16 protein-coding genes and 1 riboswitch are annotated in these 17769 nt (G+C 32.2%); of the genes, 1 reads left to right on the top strand and 15 read right to left on the bottom strand.

The genetic code is table 11. The features are described from left to right. Positions 1 to 44: 44 nt before the first annotated feature. From gpmI to trmL, 15 genes are all read right to left on the bottom strand, one after another. A complete protein-coding gene (gene gpmI / locus FNZ64_RS07870; RefSeq protein ID WP_142414246.1) occupies positions 45 to 1580 on the bottom strand; it encodes a 2,3-bisphosphoglycerate-independent phosphoglycerate mutase in 1536 nt (511 codons plus the stop codon). A 28-nt stretch (positions 1581 to 1608) separates the two neighbouring features. Then, positions 1609 to 2355, bottom strand: coding sequence for a triose-phosphate isomerase (tpiA, locus tag FNZ64_RS07875; RefSeq protein WP_142414247.1), 747 nt, complete (start codon positions 2353 to 2355; stop codon positions 1609 to 1611). Positions 2356 to 2420: 65 nt separating this feature from the next. Further along, positions 2421 to 3617: a phosphoglycerate kinase gene (locus tag FNZ64_RS07880; RefSeq protein ID WP_142414248.1), complete on the bottom strand. Its 1197-nt coding sequence runs from the start codon at positions 3615 to 3617 to the stop codon at positions 2421 to 2423. A gap of 234 nt (positions 3618 to 3851) precedes the next feature. Next, a complete protein-coding gene (gene gap, locus FNZ64_RS07885) occupies positions 3852 to 4856 on the bottom strand; it encodes a type I glyceraldehyde-3-phosphate dehydrogenase (RefSeq protein WP_142414249.1) in 1005 nt (334 codons plus the stop codon). Positions 4857 to 4908: 52 nt separating this feature from the next. Next, entirely contained in the window at positions 4909 to 5940 is a 1032-nt protein-coding gene (locus FNZ64_RS07890) for a sugar-binding transcriptional regulator (protein ID WP_142414250.1), read from the bottom strand. Positions 5941 to 6271: 331 nt separating this feature from the next. Further along, on the bottom strand, positions 6272 to 7432 hold the full coding sequence (gene grdD, locus FNZ64_RS07895; RefSeq protein ID WP_142414251.1) for a glycine/sarcosine/betaine reductase complex component C subunit alpha: 1161 nt from the start codon (positions 7430 to 7432) through the stop codon (positions 6272 to 6274). A 29-nt stretch (positions 7433 to 7461) separates the two neighbouring features. Further along, the gene (gene grdC, locus FNZ64_RS07900) at positions 7462 to 8997 is read right to left on the bottom strand and encodes a glycine/sarcosine/betaine reductase complex component C subunit beta (protein WP_142414252.1); all 1536 of its coding nucleotides are present in this window, start codon (positions 8995 to 8997) and stop codon (positions 7462 to 7464) included. 296 nt (positions 8998 to 9293) lie between these two features. Further along, the gene (grdB, locus tag FNZ64_RS07905; RefSeq protein WP_142414253.1) at positions 9294 to 10598 is read right to left on the bottom strand and encodes a glycine reductase complex selenoprotein B; all 1305 of its coding nucleotides are present in this window, start codon (positions 10596 to 10598) and stop codon (positions 9294 to 9296) included. Between the two features lie 94 nt (positions 10599 to 10692). After that, a complete protein-coding gene (gene grdA, locus FNZ64_RS07910) occupies positions 10693 to 11163 on the bottom strand; it encodes a glycine/sarcosine/betaine reductase complex selenoprotein A (RefSeq protein ID WP_142414254.1) in 471 nt (156 codons plus the stop codon). A gap of 70 nt (positions 11164 to 11233) precedes the next feature. Then, a complete protein-coding gene (locus tag FNZ64_RS07915) occupies positions 11234 to 12520 on the bottom strand; it encodes a glycine/sarcosine/betaine reductase component B subunit (protein ID WP_142414255.1) in 1287 nt (428 codons plus the stop codon). Between the two features lie 140 nt (positions 12521 to 12660). Continuing rightward, entirely contained in the window at positions 12661 to 12993 is a 333-nt protein-coding gene (locus FNZ64_RS07920; protein ID WP_142414256.1) for a thioredoxin family protein, read from the bottom strand. 85 nt (positions 12994 to 13078) lie between these two features. Further along, the gene (gene trxB / locus FNZ64_RS07925; protein ID WP_142414257.1) at positions 13079 to 14002 is read right to left on the bottom strand and encodes a thioredoxin-disulfide reductase; all 924 of its coding nucleotides are present in this window, start codon (positions 14000 to 14002) and stop codon (positions 13079 to 13081) included. Between the two features lie 13 nt (positions 14003 to 14015). Next, entirely contained in the window at positions 14016 to 14393 is a 378-nt protein-coding gene (locus FNZ64_RS07930) for a GrdX family protein (RefSeq protein ID WP_142414258.1), read from the bottom strand. Between the two features lie 125 nt (positions 14394 to 14518). After that, a riboswitch (glycine riboswitch) is annotated at positions 14519 to 14670 on the bottom strand. A 182-nt stretch (positions 14671 to 14852) separates the two neighbouring features. Continuing rightward, positions 14853 to 15692, bottom strand: a complete 840-nt coding sequence (locus FNZ64_RS07935; protein ID WP_142414259.1) for a DegV family protein — start codon at positions 15690 to 15692, stop codon at positions 14853 to 14855. Positions 15693 to 15703: 11 nt separating this feature from the next. Next, the gene (gene trmL / locus FNZ64_RS07940) at positions 15704 to 16171 is read right to left on the bottom strand and encodes a tRNA (uridine(34)/cytosine(34)/5-carboxymethylaminomethyluridine(34)-2'-O)-methyltransferase TrmL (protein ID WP_142414260.1); all 468 of its coding nucleotides are present in this window, start codon (positions 16169 to 16171) and stop codon (positions 15704 to 15706) included. 351 nt (positions 16172 to 16522) lie between these two features. Between trmL and gap (FNZ64_RS07945) the strand changes: the two genes are divergently transcribed. Then, on the top strand, positions 16523 to 17527 hold the full coding sequence (gene gap, locus FNZ64_RS07945) for a type I glyceraldehyde-3-phosphate dehydrogenase (RefSeq protein WP_423244939.1): 1005 nt from the start codon (positions 16523 to 16525) through the stop codon (positions 17525 to 17527). The last annotated feature ends 242 nt before the right edge of the window (positions 17528 to 17769 follow it).

Raw genomic sequence — 17769 nt, forward strand, 5'->3', positions numbered from 1 at the left:
GCCATAAATCTATAATTTTTATTTAAAGTAAATTATTTTCTAAACTAAGCCTTAATTAAAGAATTTCCTGTCATCTCTTCAGGTTTAGAAAGTCCCATAGTTTCTAACATAGTAGGAGCTATATCAGCTAATACTCCCTCTTTTAAACCTCTACCATTTACCTCATTAGAAACCCATAAAAATGGAACTTTATTAGTTGTATGAGATGTCAGTGGTTTCCCTGTGGAATAATCAATCATTTGTTCACAATTTCCATGGTCTGCTGTAATAAATACCGTGCCATTCTTTTCTAAAATCTTTGGTACCACTCTTCCAAGACAAGTATCTACTGTTTCTACAGCTTTTATTGCAGCCTCTAATACCCCTGTATGGCCAACCATATCTGGATTTGCATAATTTAATATAATCATATCATAGGCATTATCTTCTATGGCTTTAACTACCTTATCTGTAACTTCTGGTGCACTCATTTCAGGCTGAAGGTCATAAGTTGCAACCTTTGGAGAACTCACTAATATTCTTTCTTCTCCTTTATAAGGTTCTTCCCTTCCTCCACTAAAGAAAAAGGTTACATGAGCATATTTCTCTGTCTCTGCTATCCTTAATTGAGTTTTTCCATTATTACTTACATACTCTCCTAAGGTATTTTTATGTGCTGATGGTGGATAAGCCACTTTTACATTTTCTATGGTTTTATCATATTCGGTCATACAAACATAGTTTAATTCTAATGTTTCTCTTTTAAATCCTTCAAACTCTTTATCATTAATAGCTCTTGTAATTTCCCTTGCTCTATCTGGTCTAAAGTTGAAGAATATTACAGTATCATGATTTTCTATTTTCCCTGTAGGTTCTTCCCCATCTATTATTACTGTAGGAAGCACAAATTCATCTGTCTTATTATCATGATAGGAATTATCTAAGGCCTCAAAAGCTGATTTTGCTATCTCACCTCTACCTTGAACCATGGCTCTATATGAAAGTTCTACCCTTTCCCATCTCTTATCCCTATCCATAGAGTAGTATCTTCCTGAAATTGTAGCAATCTTTCCAATGCCAATTTCTTTCATATAATCTTCTATTTCTTTTATATAAATTTCTGCTGATTTAGGTGGTACATCTCTTCCATCTAAGATAGCATGAACATAAACCTTTTTAGCATTTTTAAGTTTAGCAAGCTTTAATAGACCCTTTAGATGTTCTATATGAGAGTGAACTCCTCCATCAGATAATAAGCCTATAAGATGGATAGCATTATTACTATTTATAGCCTTATCTATGGCATCATTAAAGACTTCTTTTTTAAAGAATTCCCCATTTTCTATATCTCTTGTAATACCAGTTAAATGCTGAAATATAATTCTACCAGCACCAATATTTAAATGTCCCACTTCAGAGTTACCCATTTGGCCCTCTGGCAGACCTACACTAAGTCCACTGGCACTTAAGAGTGTGCTTGGATAACTACTCATTAGTTTATCAAAATTAGGTTTTTTAGCTAAGGCTGCAGCGTTTGATTCTTTGTCTTGTGAAATCCCAAATCCATCTAGTATCATTAGCATAACAGGTTTTCTTTCCATATTTTCTTCCTCCTGTATAAAAGTCCGATTAGTAATTTACTATACCTGCAAAATCTTTTGCTTTAAGGCTAGCTCCCCCTACTAATCCTCCATCTATATCTGATTCAGCCATTTGTTCTTTTATAGTTGAAGGTTTTACTGAACCACCATATAGAATTCTAACTTTATCTGAAATTTCTTTTCCATATAAGTCTTTTACTATATTTCTTATAAAGCTTATTGTATCATTTGCCTCTTTAGAAGTAGCTGTCATTCCAGTTCCGATAGCCCATATTGGTTCATAAGCTATAACAAGTCTTTCTACTTCTTGAGCCCCTATTTCATTTAGGTCTAATTTTATTTGTTTTCCTATTACTTCTTCTGTAATGTTTGCTTTTCTCTCTTCTAGAGTTTCTCCAACACAAAGTATAGGAATTATATTATGATTAAAAGCTGCTTTAAGCTTTTTATTTACTGTTAAATCCGTTTCATTGAAATATTGTCTTCTTTCACTATGCCCTATTATTACATAGTCTACTCCAAGTTCATTTAGCATATTAGGGGATATTTCTCCTGTAAATGCACCATTTTCTTCAGAGTGCATATTTTGAGCACCAACTTTGATATTTGTGCCTTTAACCTCATCTATTACACTTTTTATACTTAGAAAACTTGGACAAACTATAACTTCCGCTTTAGCATCTTTTACAAGTGGCTTTAGTTCTTTAACTAAGGTTAAAGCTTCTTCAATGGTATTATTCATTTTCCAATTTCCAGCTATAATAGGTTTTCTCATATTACCACCCTTTCATAATCTAAACTAACCAAGGGATAAACTTATCCTTGGTTAGTATTAATTTTTTATTTTTCCTGTAATGCTGCGATTCCTGGTAATTCTTTTCCTTCTAAGAATTCAAGAGATGCCCCTCCACCAGTTGAAATATGAGTCATCTTATCTCCATATCCTAGGTTATTTACAGCTGAAGCACTATCTCCACCACCTATTATTGTGGTAGCTTTAGTTTCTGATAAAGCCTTTGCCATAGTTTCAGTTCCCTTTGCAAAGTTTTTAAATTCGAAAACTCCTAGAGGTCCATTCCAAATAACAGTTTTTGCTTCCTTAACTGCATTTGTAAATAACTCCATAGTCTTAGGTCCTATATCCATACCCATATACTCATCACCAATATTTCTATCCTCAGTAATTATTGGCTCAGCATCCTTTGAAAATTCAGTTGCTACGGTGAAATCTACTGGCAATAATAGTTTTACCCCTTTTTCCTCTGCTTTTTTAACCATATCTAGTGCATAACTCATTTTATCCTCTTCTAAAAGAGATTTACCTATAGTATGTCCTTGAGCTTTTAAGAAAGTATAAGCCATTCCACCACCTATGATTAAAGTATCCACTTTATCTAAAAGATTATTTATAACATTTATTTTATCTGATACCTTTGCTCCACCTAAGATGGCTACAAAAGGTCTTTCTGGATTTTCCACTGCTTCACCTAAAAATTTTAATTCTTTTTGAATTAGATATCCACATGCTGATTCTTTTAAGTACTCAGTTACTCCCACAGTAGAACAATGAGCTCTATGAGCAGTTCCAAAGGCATCATTTACGAAAATTTCTGCAAGAGAAGCTAATTCTTTAGAAAAGTTTTCTTCATTTTTAGTTTCTTCTTTTCTATAACGAGTATTTTGTAATAATACAACATCTCCATCTTTCATAGCCTCTACAGCTTTTTTTGCATTCTCACCAACTACATTATCATCATCTGCAAAAACTACTGTTTTTTCTAGCAACTCTGAAAGTCTATTTGCAACTGGTTCAAGGGATAACTCTTTTTTAGGCTCTCCCTTTGGTTTTCCAAGATGAGAACATAAAATAACTTTAGCCCCATTTTCCATTAAATATTTTATAGTTGGAAGTGCACCTTTTAATCTATTTTCATCAGTAATTTTTCCTTCTTGTATTGGCACATTAAAATCGCATCTAACTAGAACTTTTTTACCTTTTACATTAAGATCTTCTATGGTTTTTTTATTGTACTTCATAGAGCTACCTCCCAAATTTATTGATATAACAGATATTTATTAATTATATTTTAACATAAATTTTTTAACATAAATATAGATTATTATGTCCTAAGTAAAACTTATTAATGCTATAAAAGTCTAGTTTTATAGAGAAACTACAAAACTAGACTTTGTTTAACTGCATATACTATAAACTTATTAATTGCAATAAGCTATACTAATTCATTTCTCTCAAGAATTATTATATCACAATTATAATCTATCTGCTACATATTTTGTTAGATCTGCTAATCTGTTTGAGTAGCCCCATTCATTATCATACCAAGCAACAACTTTTACTAATTTTCCAGATACCATAGTAGATAAGCCATCAACTATAGAAGATCTTTCATCTCCTCTATAATCCATTGATACTAGTGGTTCTTCTGAGAATCCTAATATACCCTTCATTTTGTCATCAGCTGCTTTTTTTAATGCTGCATTTACTTCTTCTGCTGTTGTCTCCTTAGAAACTTCACAAACTAAATCAGTTATAGAAACTGTTGGAGTTGGAACCCTTACAGCCATACCATTTAATTTTCCTTTTAACTCTGGTAATACAAGCGCCACTGCTTTTGCAGCTCCTGTGCTTGTAGGAATCATTGATTCTGCAGCAGCTCTAGCTCTTCTAAGATCGCTATGAGGAGCATCTAATATTTTTTGGTCATTTGTATATGAGTGAATAGTTGTCATTAATCCACTTACTATACCAAACTCTTCTTGTAACACCTTTGCAAATGGTGCTAGACAGTTTGTTGTACATGAAGCATTTGAAATTATATTATGCTTTTGTGAGTCATATTTATCTTCATTAACTCCTAAAACTATAGTAATATCTTCATTTTTAGCTGGTGCTGATATTAATACTTTTTTAGCTCCTGCTTCAATATGAGCCTTAGCTTTTTCTGCATCTGTAAAGAATCCTGTAGATTCTATTACTATTTCTGCACCAATTTCTTTCCAAGGTAAATTCTTAGGGTCTCTTTCTGCATATATTTTAATCTCTTTACCATCAACTACTATGGAATCTGCTTTAGCTTCTACAGTTCCATTAAATTTACCATATAAAGAATCATATTTTAATAAATGTGCTAAGGTAGTTGGATTTGTTAAATCATTTATGCCCACAACTTCTATTTCGTTTTTATAATTATTTAGTAATGCCTTAAATACATTTCTTCCTATTCTTCCAAAACCATTTATACCTACTTTTATCATTTTAAATTCCTCCCTTAAATATTTAACTTTAGTTTACTTAATTATTATTCTCTTATTTTTCTAAAATTATATTTATTATTTTTTCTGCAGCACCTTCATCGGTAATTAAAACAGCTCTATTTTTATTCTTTAATCCACCTATAATGGCTTCTGCCTTATTAGAACCAGCTGCTACAGCAATAAGCTCATCCATTTTATAAGTATCTTCTTCTTGTACACCTATAGTGGTATGTTTAAATATTACATTTCCATCTATATCGTAATAATTTCCAAGCGCCTCACCTACAGCTCCTTTTTCTATAATACTTTCTATATCACTAGGTGAAAGTTCTCTTTTTTGAGCCATTTCATCAGCTCTTCCAATCCCATAAATTAGTATGTTAGAATTTCTTATACTGGTCACAATTTCTTCTATGCTTTTTTCATTTAACATTGTATTTAAAGCAACTTCACTTAAATTATCTGGAACATGCAAAAGTTTATAATTACAACCTAACTTCTCAGCAAATCTTGCACAAAGAGTATTTGATTGTATTTCTACGTCTCTCCCCATACCACCTCTTGCTGGCAAAATTAATAATTTTTTATATTTATTTAACTTAGGCATGCTATCTACTAATTCTTTGACACTAGTACCACCTGTTAAGGATATGGTTAAGTTATCTTTTAAAACTTGCCTTAAATAACTAGAGGATTCTTTTCCAACTTCTTTTAAAATGCTATGATCTTGCTCATAATCTCCTGGAATTATATGAACTTCTTTTATATTTAAGTATTTCTTTATCTTATCTTCAGTATCTTTTAAGCCTTTAACTTCATGAATGAATCCTCCAAGGCTCTCTATGAGTTCTGCACCTTCTTCTGTTATATACATACCTTCATTATATATTTCTATAAGCTCTTGAGATTTTAGAAAGTTAACTTCATTTCTTATTGTTCTTTCCCCAAGATAAAGATTAGTTGCAAGTACTCTTCTACCAATGGGTTCATTATACTTTATAGCTCTTAAAATCTTATATCTTTTTTCAAGTAACTCTAATATTTCAGGTACGATTTTTTTTTGAAGTTTTAATACATCTATCATTTCAACACCTCTTTGGGTACTGTATTGTCCCATGCACTTATTTCTGTTCCCACTTATATTATAACCTATAGTAAATTATTTTAAAAGGAAATTTATAGAATTTTCAATATTTTTTTGTTAATATACTGTAAAGTTAAGATTATTTTAACCTTAAATATTATTTATATACCGACTTTCAGCTTGCAGTTGGTGGATTGTATAATAACAACCAAAAGTTAAGTATTATTTATATACTGAATTTCAACCTATTTCCCTGTGAATTAGTAAATCTATTTAAAATAAAAAGACCTAGCATAAATGCTAGATCTTTTTATTTTAAATGTATTTTATTTTACATATATTCCGCTTTTTTAAGTATTTCTATAGCTTTTTCACCGTTAGCTTCTGAAACTAATATGATAGGTCCTGTACATCCCATTCCACTTTCAGAATAGATGCCTTCTTTCCATAAAGTTTTGCAAGCATCTTCAAGTTCAAGAATATCTATTCCTGGAATTGAGAATGTAACTACTTCTTTAGGTGGCATTTTAACTTCTTCTTCAGTAGAAGCTTCTGCCTTTTTCTTAATTACCTTATCTATAGAAGCTTGTAATCCTGCTTTACCTGCATTTTTAAACTCGTCCTTAGCTATTGCTAAGACTTTGTTTTTAGCACAAGTAGCACAATATCTTAAAGCGTCTGCAATTAAAGGTGCCCCTGATGCTCTTGAAACTATGTTCACTAATTTATCATAGTCAGCACCAATTCCTGGACCATATCCTGCACCTAAAGTTTCATATCCTCCACCTGTTGTAAATGAAGAGAACATTTTTATTAATAGGTTTCCAGTTAATGAGTCACAAACCATTACATCTGGAGTTCCTGCAAGTAGGTCATTTCCTCTCATTACAGAACCACCATCTGCTCTTAAAGATTCAGCAAAAGTTATATCATATCCATTTTCTTTCACTTCATTTAAGATTCTTTCTGTTTGTCTTGCACCTTCTATATTTAGGATACCGATTCTTGGATTTTTAATTCCTAGAGCTTTTGCAGTAGCTACTCCAGATATAGCATTAATAACCATACCTTCAACTCTATTTGTTGAAGTTGTTCCAGTAGTTGTAGCTATGATCATTTCTCTTCCCTTTCCTGGTGTTACAACTTTTCCTACTGTAGAAACACCTATTGGGAAATCAAAGTGTTGAGTTACACAACCATCTAACTCACCATTTTCAAGCATTTCAACCATTTTCTTATGTCCTTCTTCAGCATCGCTAACTTCTACTATTTCAAAATCACAATCTACTTTGCTTCCGATTAAAACTATTTCAAAATCGTCGTATTTGCTTTTTGCTATTTCAGCAGCTTTAACCATTTCTTCAACTCCATGTTCGGAGCCTAAAATAGTTAAACCTATTCTAACCTTTTTGCCAAATCTTCCGCTCTTTACTCCATCAGCTATGTCATTAAAAACTTCTGCTATCATTTTTTTTGCAGCATCTTGGCTCATGAAATTCACCTCTTCTCTTTTTAAGGATATTATTCTTGCATTAAGAACTTAGCAAAATCTTTCATTGCATCTGCAACCATTGATTTAACTTCTTCTTTATTAATTCCGCCTTCTGCTTCTACTACACCGTTGTTCTTTTCAACAACAAATGATATACCATCGAATAAGTTAGTCATTCTTCCTAAGAATAAGCTTCCTTTTCCTACAATCATGAAATTATCGAAAGTTCCATCTAATATTCTATCTCTTCCATGTCCAACTATTGGCACTCCTGATGGGATATGTCCTTGAGTTGGAGCAAATCCTGGATATCCGTGTTCTTTTATAAATCCTGGTAATTCTTTTTTATCTAATTGTCCAGTCTTAACAGCTAGAGCTCCTATCATTTTATAGTTTTGAGTTGGAACGTCTCCTGCTCCTGCTGGTTCAGTTATTTCTGAAGTTTGCATTTCTGGAGAATATTTTTTAATATCTGTTATTTTTAATCCGTGGCTTTGTAGTGGTTCTAACACTAATGCTTGAAGAACAGCTTGTGGAGAAGCTCCGTGTCCTATAGTATGTCTTCCTAATATATCAGTTCTGATTATTGGGTTTACACCATCATTTTCAGATACTAAAATAGCAAATGCTCCTAGGCAATCTTCCATTACTGGCATTTCTTTTCCTAAGTGAGATTTACCATTCATTCCTAATTTAGCTGTACATCCACCAGCTACAACTACAACATGTTTAAATGTTCCAGCTTTAACTAATGAAGCTGCACTTACTAAAGCATGAGCTGGTCCAGCACAGAATCCTCTCATATCTATACCAGTTGCACCTTTTAATCCAACAACTTCACCTATAGATTTAGCTAAGTTTCCGCCACCTCTTTGGTTCATATCACCAATAGCTTCTTCTGAACATTCAATAATATATCCAATTTCATCAACTGGTACATCTAATCCATCTACTAAGTAAGCTAAAGATAAAACAGATGTTGCTTTACCAGCTAAGTTTTCAAGCATGTATTCAGCTGATAAGTTTTCATCAACTTCGTGTGCTCTTTTAACGCATCCAACTAATTTGTCATTTTCATATAAGCCTTCAGCACCTTTGTTGTTTACAAGGTTTTCAATAAAAGATAATTCTTCTCCTTCTTTTATTGCTTCAGCTTTTTCTTTTAATAATTTATGACCCATTAATGTTTCTTTTATTCTTTCAGTGAAAGATTTTTCAAGAACAACAAGATCAAAAACGTCTACTATTTTCATTAATCCGTAGAATTCATCTTGAGGCATGATTTCACCAAACTTACCAAATCTATCTGCCTTTTCAACGTTTGTTTTAAACCATGGTTTTGGCATTTCTTGTAATTCTTCTGGTGTCATGTTTCCTATATAAGTTTGATTTGGAGCATAGCCTACAACATCCTCAAAAGATCTTAAATTAGGTCTAATAGCCTTTAGATATTCTGAATCTGGATGTGACTTTCTCTCTACCATTTGTGTAGTTCCATTATGTATTACCATATCTGGAGTGTGAGCTAATACATAAGATGCTTTTTTAATAACTGGAAAACTCATATTGTTACCTCCTCGTAAATGAAAAATCTAGTTTACTTTATATGTTTTAATATAAAATGATTATACAATCCACATTATACAATATACCTAATAGTTTTTATTTTCAGTCTTAATTATATTCTATAATACCTTTAATACATTGCACACAGTGCATTGTACATAAAATTCAATACCTTACATCTTATTAGTAAATTTCATAATATATACCTCGTTGTATATATATGAAATTTTTATCTTAATTTATTTTTTACAAATAATTAGGGAACATAAAGTTCCCTAATTATTTAATTTATAAATTAGTCTTCAAATACTGTTTGACCATCTACTTCAGTTTCAAGAGCTTTTAATGCACTTTCAACTAATTTCTTTCTTAGGTTATACTCATCTTCTTTATTTAAAGCTGGGTTTCCTAATGGGTAAGGTATAGCAATTGTTGGTATTATTCTGTTAGCTCCAACAGTCATTGAAACTGGTGTAATTGTACACATATGAACTACAGGTAATACTCTTTCTATTTCTTTAACTAGCGTTGCACCGCAACGTGTACAAGTTCCTCACGTAGAAGTTAGTATAACTGCATCTACACCATCTGCTACTAATTCTTTAGCTGCTTCAGCTCCGAATTTTTTAGATGATGCAACAGCTGTACCGTTACCAACTGTTGAATAGAAGTATCTGTGTAATGAACCGATTTTTCCTTCTTTTTCAAACTCTCTTAAAACGTCTACAGGGATAACTCTGTCTGGATCTTCATTAGCATATACAGGGTCGTGTCCACCGTGAGCTGTTTCATGAGTTTCTGAAGTTAAGTCCATTAAGCCTTCTATATCGTACTTACCAATCTTAGAAGCACTTGAAGATTCAATGTGGTCTGGGTTTCCTTTTGGAACTATACCACCAGATGTAACAATAGCAATTTTAGCTTTTGTTATATCTTTTACAGCTGGTTGTGGATCTACTCTATCGAAGTCTGGCATTGGGAATTCTGTTACAAATTCTTCACCTTTTAACTTCTTAACAAGCATATCAACTGCTCTTTTTGCTCCTCTTTCTTCAGCAAAATAGTTCTTTCTGATTCCTCTTGGGATGTACTTATCCTCAGCAGGAGTTCCAACTTCTTCACCTTTACCTAATTTAAGAGCTAAATTAGCCATTGCTGGTAAAGCTTGTCTCATACCTACTGCACTATTTCTTGTTTCAATGATATATACATTTTTCTTGTACATATCTGCACCTGGGTTTTCTGTGTACATAGCTGTCATTACAGGAATACCTAAATTTTCATTAACTGCTTTACAGATAGCACCGCAAGCAACACCGTATCTTCCAGCGTTAAATGCTGGTCCTGCTATAAATAGATCTGGTTCAAGTTTTTTAACCATTTCTAATATTTTAGCTTCAGCCTCTTCCATGTTTTCACCGAAATATGAGTCACCACATATAACTGTTGCAACTATTTCAGCTCCATCTTTTTTAAGCAGACCATTTAAACCCATTCCAGGTCCTACAAAGCCTTCTCTTACTTCAGGTTCGATGTGAGCCATTTCTTCTCCACCGACACCAGCATAGAATTGATTTATATAGTGAACTACTTTAATCAAAGTAATTTCCCCCCTTCAACTGGAGTTACTATTCAAACCCACAAGTTTTTATTATTTTGTGTTTTTTAATTAAAATTATGATTTTTAAGTGAGATTATAGAGAATACTTAGAGAATTCATCTCTAACAGATTTAACTTCGTTTATGATATCATCAACTTCAAGAACCATTTCCATCATTCCACATTGCTCATCATAAACTGCTTCATCACATTGTTCTTTTATTTCTGGTTCTACTATGTGATATGCTGCTAATCCTAGTGCAACACCTGCTAGTGGTCCTGCAAAAGTTGGATCTCCTGCTGCTACTGTTTCAGCTGATAATCCTGAAGCTTCTGCTTCTGCTCCACCAACTATAACAACAACATTTTCTGGTCCGTGTTTTTCTGTTAAATCTTTAACTCTTTGTTGGATCTCCAGATCCATAGCACCTGCAGCTGTTCAGACGAAACACTCTGTAGATGCAAATATTACCTCTGCTCCTGCTGATTTTACGCAAGCTTCGATAGCTGGTCCTGGTATACCGTCTCTATCGCCGATCGCAATTACTTTTTTATCTTTTAACATAATTGATCTTCCTTTCCTTGTTATTCAATATAATATAATATCCTATTTGGGTCCATAAAATTCCTTAAAATTAATATCCTTTAGCTGTTAAGTAGTTGAATCCAACTTCACTAGTAGCTCCAGTTATTACTTGGATTTCAGCTACGATTGATCCATCTTCTTTTAAGCTTTCATTGTTTGCACCAGCAATAATTTTTGCTGCTTCTGGATGTCCTATAACTTTATCCATTGCTGGAAGTGTTATAACTTCGTTAGCATTACCGTTTGTTACAACAGCATCTCCCTTTGGAGTTGAGTCTGCTAAAGATTGAGAACTTCCGTCTTGTCCTGCATACTCGTCAGTTAATAAAACTGTTTTTATACCTTTATCTGTGATTTTGTTACAGTTCATAACTAAGTCAGCATCTGGGTTTCCAAAGCCTTCTTCTGAAACTATAACTGCATCTACACCAAGATATTCTGCCATTTTAGCAACCCAGTTAGATGATCTTTCTTTATCTGCAAGATATACGTTTTCATTAGTTAAGATAACTCCTACGAAGTTAATATCCTTACCATGTCTTTCGTATAATTCTTCGATAATTGGGTGATTCATGTGAACATAACTTGGGTTTTTGTCACATGCTGATACACAGTTACCACTAACTACAGCACCATCAAATACTTCTGTTGGATACATGAAAGTTGGTATTATCTTCTTAGCATCTACTCCGTACACATAAGTGTCGTGAAGTAATCCTTGGCTTTGAAGCATGTAAACATAAGCTACCTTTGGTAATTCAGGGTATTGCTTAAGTTGTTGTAAAAGTGGTAAAGTTTCGAAAACTTTAACTTCATCTGGTTCTACATTAGCTCCAGCTTTTCCAAGATAAACAGCTGCTTTGAACCCTAACATTCTTACTGCTTCCTCATGACTGTGTTGAGCTATTCCTTCTTTAGGTTCTGCAACTATTACTAAGTTGTTAGTCTTTGAGAATGGAGTAAACTTAGCACCTTCTCCTGACATATCAACTATTCCTTCTTGGAATCCAACTATTTTACCAGTTGTAACAACTGCTGCACCTTTTAGTACGTGAGTTCTTCCTGAACCAACTGTTTCTACCTTGTTTATGAATCCAGGGAAAATTCCGCCTTTTCCTTCAACTTTAACTCTTGGTTCTACAACGTCTTTAACTGGAATAATTCTAACTGATTCTCCAGGTCTTGCAATTTCAAAATCGATGCTTGCGATTCTATCATCTCCACCGATTTCATTTAAAAGCTCTTCCTTGTTAACATAAAGAACTCCATTTTCAACCTTTGTTTCACTGCCGAATTGAAGATCTTTTATAAATATTTTACCTACTTCAAGACGCATAAGGTTCACCTCCCAGAAATGTTAAGTAAATACGCCTTACTTATTAATAATTTATATTCATGCATAGAGATATTTTAATATCTCTATGCAGAATTTACTAGTTAATATATCTTATAATTATTCTAAGATATAGGTTCTAATTATAGAGTTTCATAGTATTCTTTTATGAAATTTTCTATATCATCTAATGCTGCGATTTTATCTGGAGTTATTGTAGCAACTACTTCTCCATCTTTGTATATTTTCATTGTTGGTAATCCTAAAACTCTTTGAGCTATAGCAAGTCTTCTTGAACCTGAAGTATTTAAGCTAGCGAATTTTATTTTATCGCCATATTTTTCTTCTAAGCCATGAACACCTGGCATAAGTTGTTTACATATTTCACATTTGTCTCCCCAGAAATCCACGAATACTGGTTTTTCTGTGTAGTTAGTAACCTCTTGTTCCCAGTTTTCTTTGTTTAATTCTAACATTTAATAACCCTCCTCAATATTTTATACACAATAGCTTCGTGTATACATATATCATTAATTTAATTATTAACGTAAGTAAAGTTTATTATTTATGATTTTCAACATAGTGCTCAGCTTGAGTAGCTGCAATTGAACCATCAGCACTAGCTGTAATTACCTGTCTTAAAGATTTTTCTCTAACATCACCAGCTGCAAATACTCCTGGTATATTAGTATGCATGTCTGCATCTGTTATTATGTCGCCTCTATCAGTCATATCTATAATGCCCTTAAATAATTCAGAGTTTGGATTGTATCCTACGAATACGAAGCATCCTTGAACATCTAAAGTGCTTTCTTCTCCTGTTACTCTGTTTTTAAGTTTTAATCCGCCTAAGATTCCACCATCATCTATAGCTTCTTCTGGTACTGTGTTCCAGATTACTTTTATTTTTGGATGGTTAAGTACTTTTTCTTGAACAGCTTTGTTTCCTCTAAATTCATCTCTTCTATGAATAACTGTAACGTTTTCAGCGAATTTAGTTAAGTATAAAGCTTCATCTAATGCTGAGTCTCCCCCACCTATAACTGCAACGTCTAATTCTGTAAAGAAATCAGCATCACATGTTGCACAGTAAGAAACTCCTTTTCCTCTTAATTCAACTTCATTTTTGAATCCAGCAAGTCTTGGATTTGCTCCAGTTGCTATAATAACTGTTTTTCCTTGGTATTCTACATTTCTACCTTTAAGTACTTTTATGTCGCCTTCTAATTTAACATCAACTATTTCATCTTTAACAATTTCAGTTCCAAATCTTTCAGCTTGATCTTTCATTCTGTTTATTAAAGTAGCTGTATGATCATCAACTGAACCTGGATAGTTTTCTAATTCTTCTGTTGTAGCAGCTTGTCCGCCAAATTTAGCTCTTTCGATCATTAAAGTCTTCATTCTAGCTCTTCCGCCGTAAAGTGCTGCTGCTAATCCTGCTGGACCACCGCCGATTATAATAGTATCATAAATTTGTGACATGACATTTCCTCCTTTAATTCAACGCATGATATATTAAATCATAATCTATAACTTGAAAATCTTTCATTACACTCTCCCCATATATTGGAAGTGGTGAAATATTCAGAAATTTTTTTAATGTCATTATGCTGCTTTCAATTATAGATAATGAATCTAAGTCTACACTTTTTAATTTTTCCTTTGAAAGACAAACCGTTCTATAAGGTGTTTCATTTGGTTTTACACTTCCCATCAGTGGATGGGTTAATAGCTTATGACCAATATGTATTTTATCCCTTACAGCTCTATAAACTTCTTCCATAGGTCCGTCTATAAATATAACTTCGTACTTTTCGCTAAAATTCTTCTCACTTAAAGGATTATTGGTGATAATAAATAGTTGTTCTACCACTTTGTCCTCCTAAAATTTTTATAAGTATATTTAAAAAAGACACGACATAAAAAGCTTTAGCCTTTATGCCCTGTCTTGTTACCTGAGAGAATTACTCCTTCGGTGCTTTACGCTTTCCAGAGATCTGTCGACCTTCGATACTTTTGCCTGAGAATTTCATATTTATCGGCTAGATAAATACTTGTTCCTTCGGCTATTTTAAAATTTTAGAAATCACATATAAATTTAATTATTGTGAACTTCTTAAACTTTTAAAATCATCTCTCGAAGATGTCATCCAGCAATATTTATTTTTTAGATCGTTATTACATTATCAATTATAACCTATAAATAATTAAATTTCTATAGTATTTTGAAAATTTCTTATTTAATTTATCTATAGATATATTAAAAAAAACAATAAATTAATAAAATTCATTTAATTTTGCAATAATTAAAGTTTAAACAATCTTACTATAATTAATACTTTTCTATGAAAAATATACCTGCCGCTGTAGTACCTGCATGCACTCCCACAGTACACCCAACTTCTGATTCAATGTATTTTGTGTCTAATTTATCATATGCAGATTTTATTAATTCTCTAATTTCTTCACTGCCAGAAGTTAAAAGAATTCTATCTTCCTCTTCATTAATGCCTTTTTCCTCTATATATTTTATAGCATTTTTTACTGCTTTTTTAGTTCCTCTTACTTTTTCTCTAACCTTCATCTCCCCATTATTGACCTCTAGTATTAATTTTATATTAAGTAAATTTCCAACCATTCCTGCGGTTTTAGATAATCTACCACCTTTAACAAGGTTGTCCAAAGATCCAAAAACAAGAGAACTTTTCACATGAGGTATTGTTTGCTTTATAGAGTTTTCTATTTCCTTTAAACTAAGACCTTTATCTCTTAGTCTACAGGCTTTAAGTACCAAAAGCCCTAAGCCTGAAGTTACATTGCAGCTATCAATTACTGCTATATCATCGGTTTCAAGCATGTCTCTTGCCATGCATGCTGATTGATAAGTTCCACTCATTTTAGATGAAAGATGTATAGAAATAATCTTATACCCTTCATCTAGATACTTTTTATAACACTGCATAAATCTTTGCGGATTTATTCCAGCTGTTTTTGGAAAACAATCCGAAGTTTCCATTTTAACTGCTAACTCCGGGAATGTAATATCAATTCCATCTATGTAATCTTTTTCTTCAAACTCTACAATTAAGGGTAGAACTTCTACATCTTTTTCCTTTAATAAACTTTCCGGTAAATCTGATGTACTATCAGTAATTACTTTGATTTTTTCCACAACATTTCCTCCTATTTCATATTAGGGAAATTTATTTGTCTTAATGCCTCATAGGCAATTATAGCTACTGTATTAGATAAGTTAAGTGACCTTGTTGTAGTGTTTATCATAGGTACCCTAATGCACCTTTCACTATTTTCCTCTCGTATATAGTCTGGAAAACCTGAAGACTCTCTTCCAAAAACAAGAAAATCTCCTTCTTTAAACTCTACATCACTATGAAATTTTTCACCCTTTGTTGTACAAAAATAAAAAGTGGATTCTTTATATTTTTCCCTTAGAGCTTCATATGACTCATGAACTTCTAATTCTAATTGACTCCAGTAATCTAACCCTGCTCTTTTAACAGCTTTTCCATCAATTTCAAATCCTAAAGGCTTTACTAAATGCAACTTACAATCAGTAAGCACACAAGTTCTTCCTATATTCCCAGTATTTTGAGGAATTTCTGGTTGAAATAAAACTATATTAAGATTCACTTTTTTTCCTCCTCTTAAGTATCTATAGTTTAATATGTATGTAACATAAACAATTCTATTTTATACTTTTATATTATAGCATAAATTAAACTATTACATTATGTAATAAGAAAATTATTTAAATTATGTTTTCAAATTTGCAACTTATTTTTTTACTTTTTTAAAATATGAAGATATTTATTCAATTTGAAAGGTATTCTGAGCTAATCCCCGAATATTAAGTGTAACACATATTAAATATTATATAATATTATTGACAAATAGTATGGTTTTTTTATATAAATAATGTATACAATATATTATTTGTTATATATTATTTAATATAAAGTAAGATGTATGGGGGGTTACCTAATGAAAATCGGAATTAATGGTTTTGGAAGAATTGGTAGAAGTGTTTTAAGAATCGCTATGGAAAATGGTCGTGAAGATGTAGAGATAGTTGCTATAAATGCAAGAGCTAATAGTGAAACACTATGCCACTTATTTAAGTATGATTCATGTTTTGGTAAATTTAATGGAGAAGTTTCATATTCAGAAGATGAATTAATTGTAAATGGAAAAGCTATTAAAATATTAAGAAAACCAAGTCCAAAGGAAATTCTTTGGGGAGAATTAGGGGTAGATATTGTAATTGAAACTACTGGTAAGTTTAAAACACAAGAAGATTTAATGCCTCACATTGAAAACGGTGCTAAAAAAGTTGTTTTATCAGCACCTGGTAAAAATGTAGATGCTACCATAGTTTTAGGCGTTAACGAAAATACTTTAGACTTAAATAAACATCAAATAATTTCTAACGCATCTTGTACAACAAACTGTCTAGCACCAGTTGCTAAGGTTTTAAATGATAAATTTGGTATTGTTAAAGGATTAATGACAACTGTACACTCTTATACTAACGATCAAAATACTTTAGATAAAACTCATAAAGACTTAAGAAGAGCAAGAGCTGCTGCTGAGTCTATAATTCCTACAACTACTGGTGCTGCAAAAGCAGTTGGAATAGTTATTCCTGAACTTCAAGGTAAACTAAATGGATTCTCCTTAAGAGTTCCAACTCCAACAGTATCTATTACTGATCTTGTTTGTGAACTTAAAAAGAATGTTACAGCTGAAGAAGTAAATGCTGCTTTAAAAGAAGCTTCTGAAGGAGCTATGAAGGGAATATTAGGTTTTTCTATGGAACCTCTTGTTTCTGTAGACTATACTGGTGATGAGAGATCATCTATAGTGGACGGGCTTTCAACTATGGTAATTGGAGATAATATGGTTAAAGTTGCTGCTTGGTATGATAACGAATGGGGATACTCTACAAGAGTAGTTGACTTAGTTCAATATATAATTAAAAACATGTAATTTTCCTTATATAATATGAAGTGTAAATCTATATTATATAAGAATAAGAGGGTGCAACTTATAAATTGCACCCTCTTTTCTTATACTATTAATTTGTATAATCAATTTTTATTAAAGACTGTATTAAAGATTTTTGTCCATACGATGGTTACGTAATCACATATGAACAAGTTTTAGAATTTCATTATTTCTTTAGTAACTATTATGTTGAAAAGTTTTAATGTTTGAGCATAGCAAATTTT

This window comes from Hathewaya massiliensis (assembly GCF_902143515.1).
Classification (GTDB): Bacteria; Bacillota; Clostridia; order Clostridiales; family Clostridiaceae; genus Hathewaya; species Hathewaya massiliensis.

Excerpts from the sequence above, each read along its gene's own strand:
- gap (WP_423244939.1), top strand. The coding sequence starts at position 16,523 with ATGAAAATCGGAATTAATGGTTTTGGAAGAATTGGTAGAAGTGTTTTA.
- grdD (WP_142414251.1), bottom strand. The coding sequence starts at position 7,432 with ATGAGCCAAGATGCTGCAAAAAAAATGATAGCAGAAGTTTTTAATGAC.
- tpiA (WP_142414247.1), bottom strand. The coding sequence starts at position 2,355 with ATGAGAAAACCTATTATAGCTGGAAATTGGAAAATGAATAATACCATT.
- FNZ64_RS07915 (WP_142414255.1), bottom strand. The coding sequence starts at position 12,520 with ATGCGTCTTGAAGTAGGTAAAATATTTATAAAAGATCTTCAATTCGGC.
- trxB (WP_142414257.1), bottom strand. The coding sequence starts at position 14,002 with ATGTCACAAATTTATGATACTATTATAATCGGCGGTGGTCCAGCAGGA.
- FNZ64_RS07920 (WP_142414256.1), bottom strand. The coding sequence starts at position 12,993 with ATGTTAGAATTAAACAAAGAAAACTGGGAACAAGAGGTTACTAACTAC.
- grdC (WP_142414252.1), bottom strand. The coding sequence starts at position 8,997 with ATGAGTTTTCCAGTTATTAAAAAAGCATCTTATGTATTAGCTCACACT.
- gap (WP_142414249.1), bottom strand. The coding sequence starts at position 4,856 with ATGATAAAAGTAGGTATAAATGGTTTTGGAAGAATAGGAAGAAATGTA.
- gpmI (WP_142414246.1), bottom strand. The coding sequence starts at position 1,580 with ATGGAAAGAAAACCTGTTATGCTAATGATACTAGATGGATTTGGGATT.
- FNZ64_RS07890 (WP_142414250.1), bottom strand. The coding sequence starts at position 5,940 with ATGATAGATGTATTAAAACTTCAAAAAAAAATCGTACCTGAAATATTA.
- FNZ64_RS07880 (WP_142414248.1), bottom strand. The coding sequence starts at position 3,617 with ATGAAGTACAATAAAAAAACCATAGAAGATCTTAATGTAAAAGGTAAA.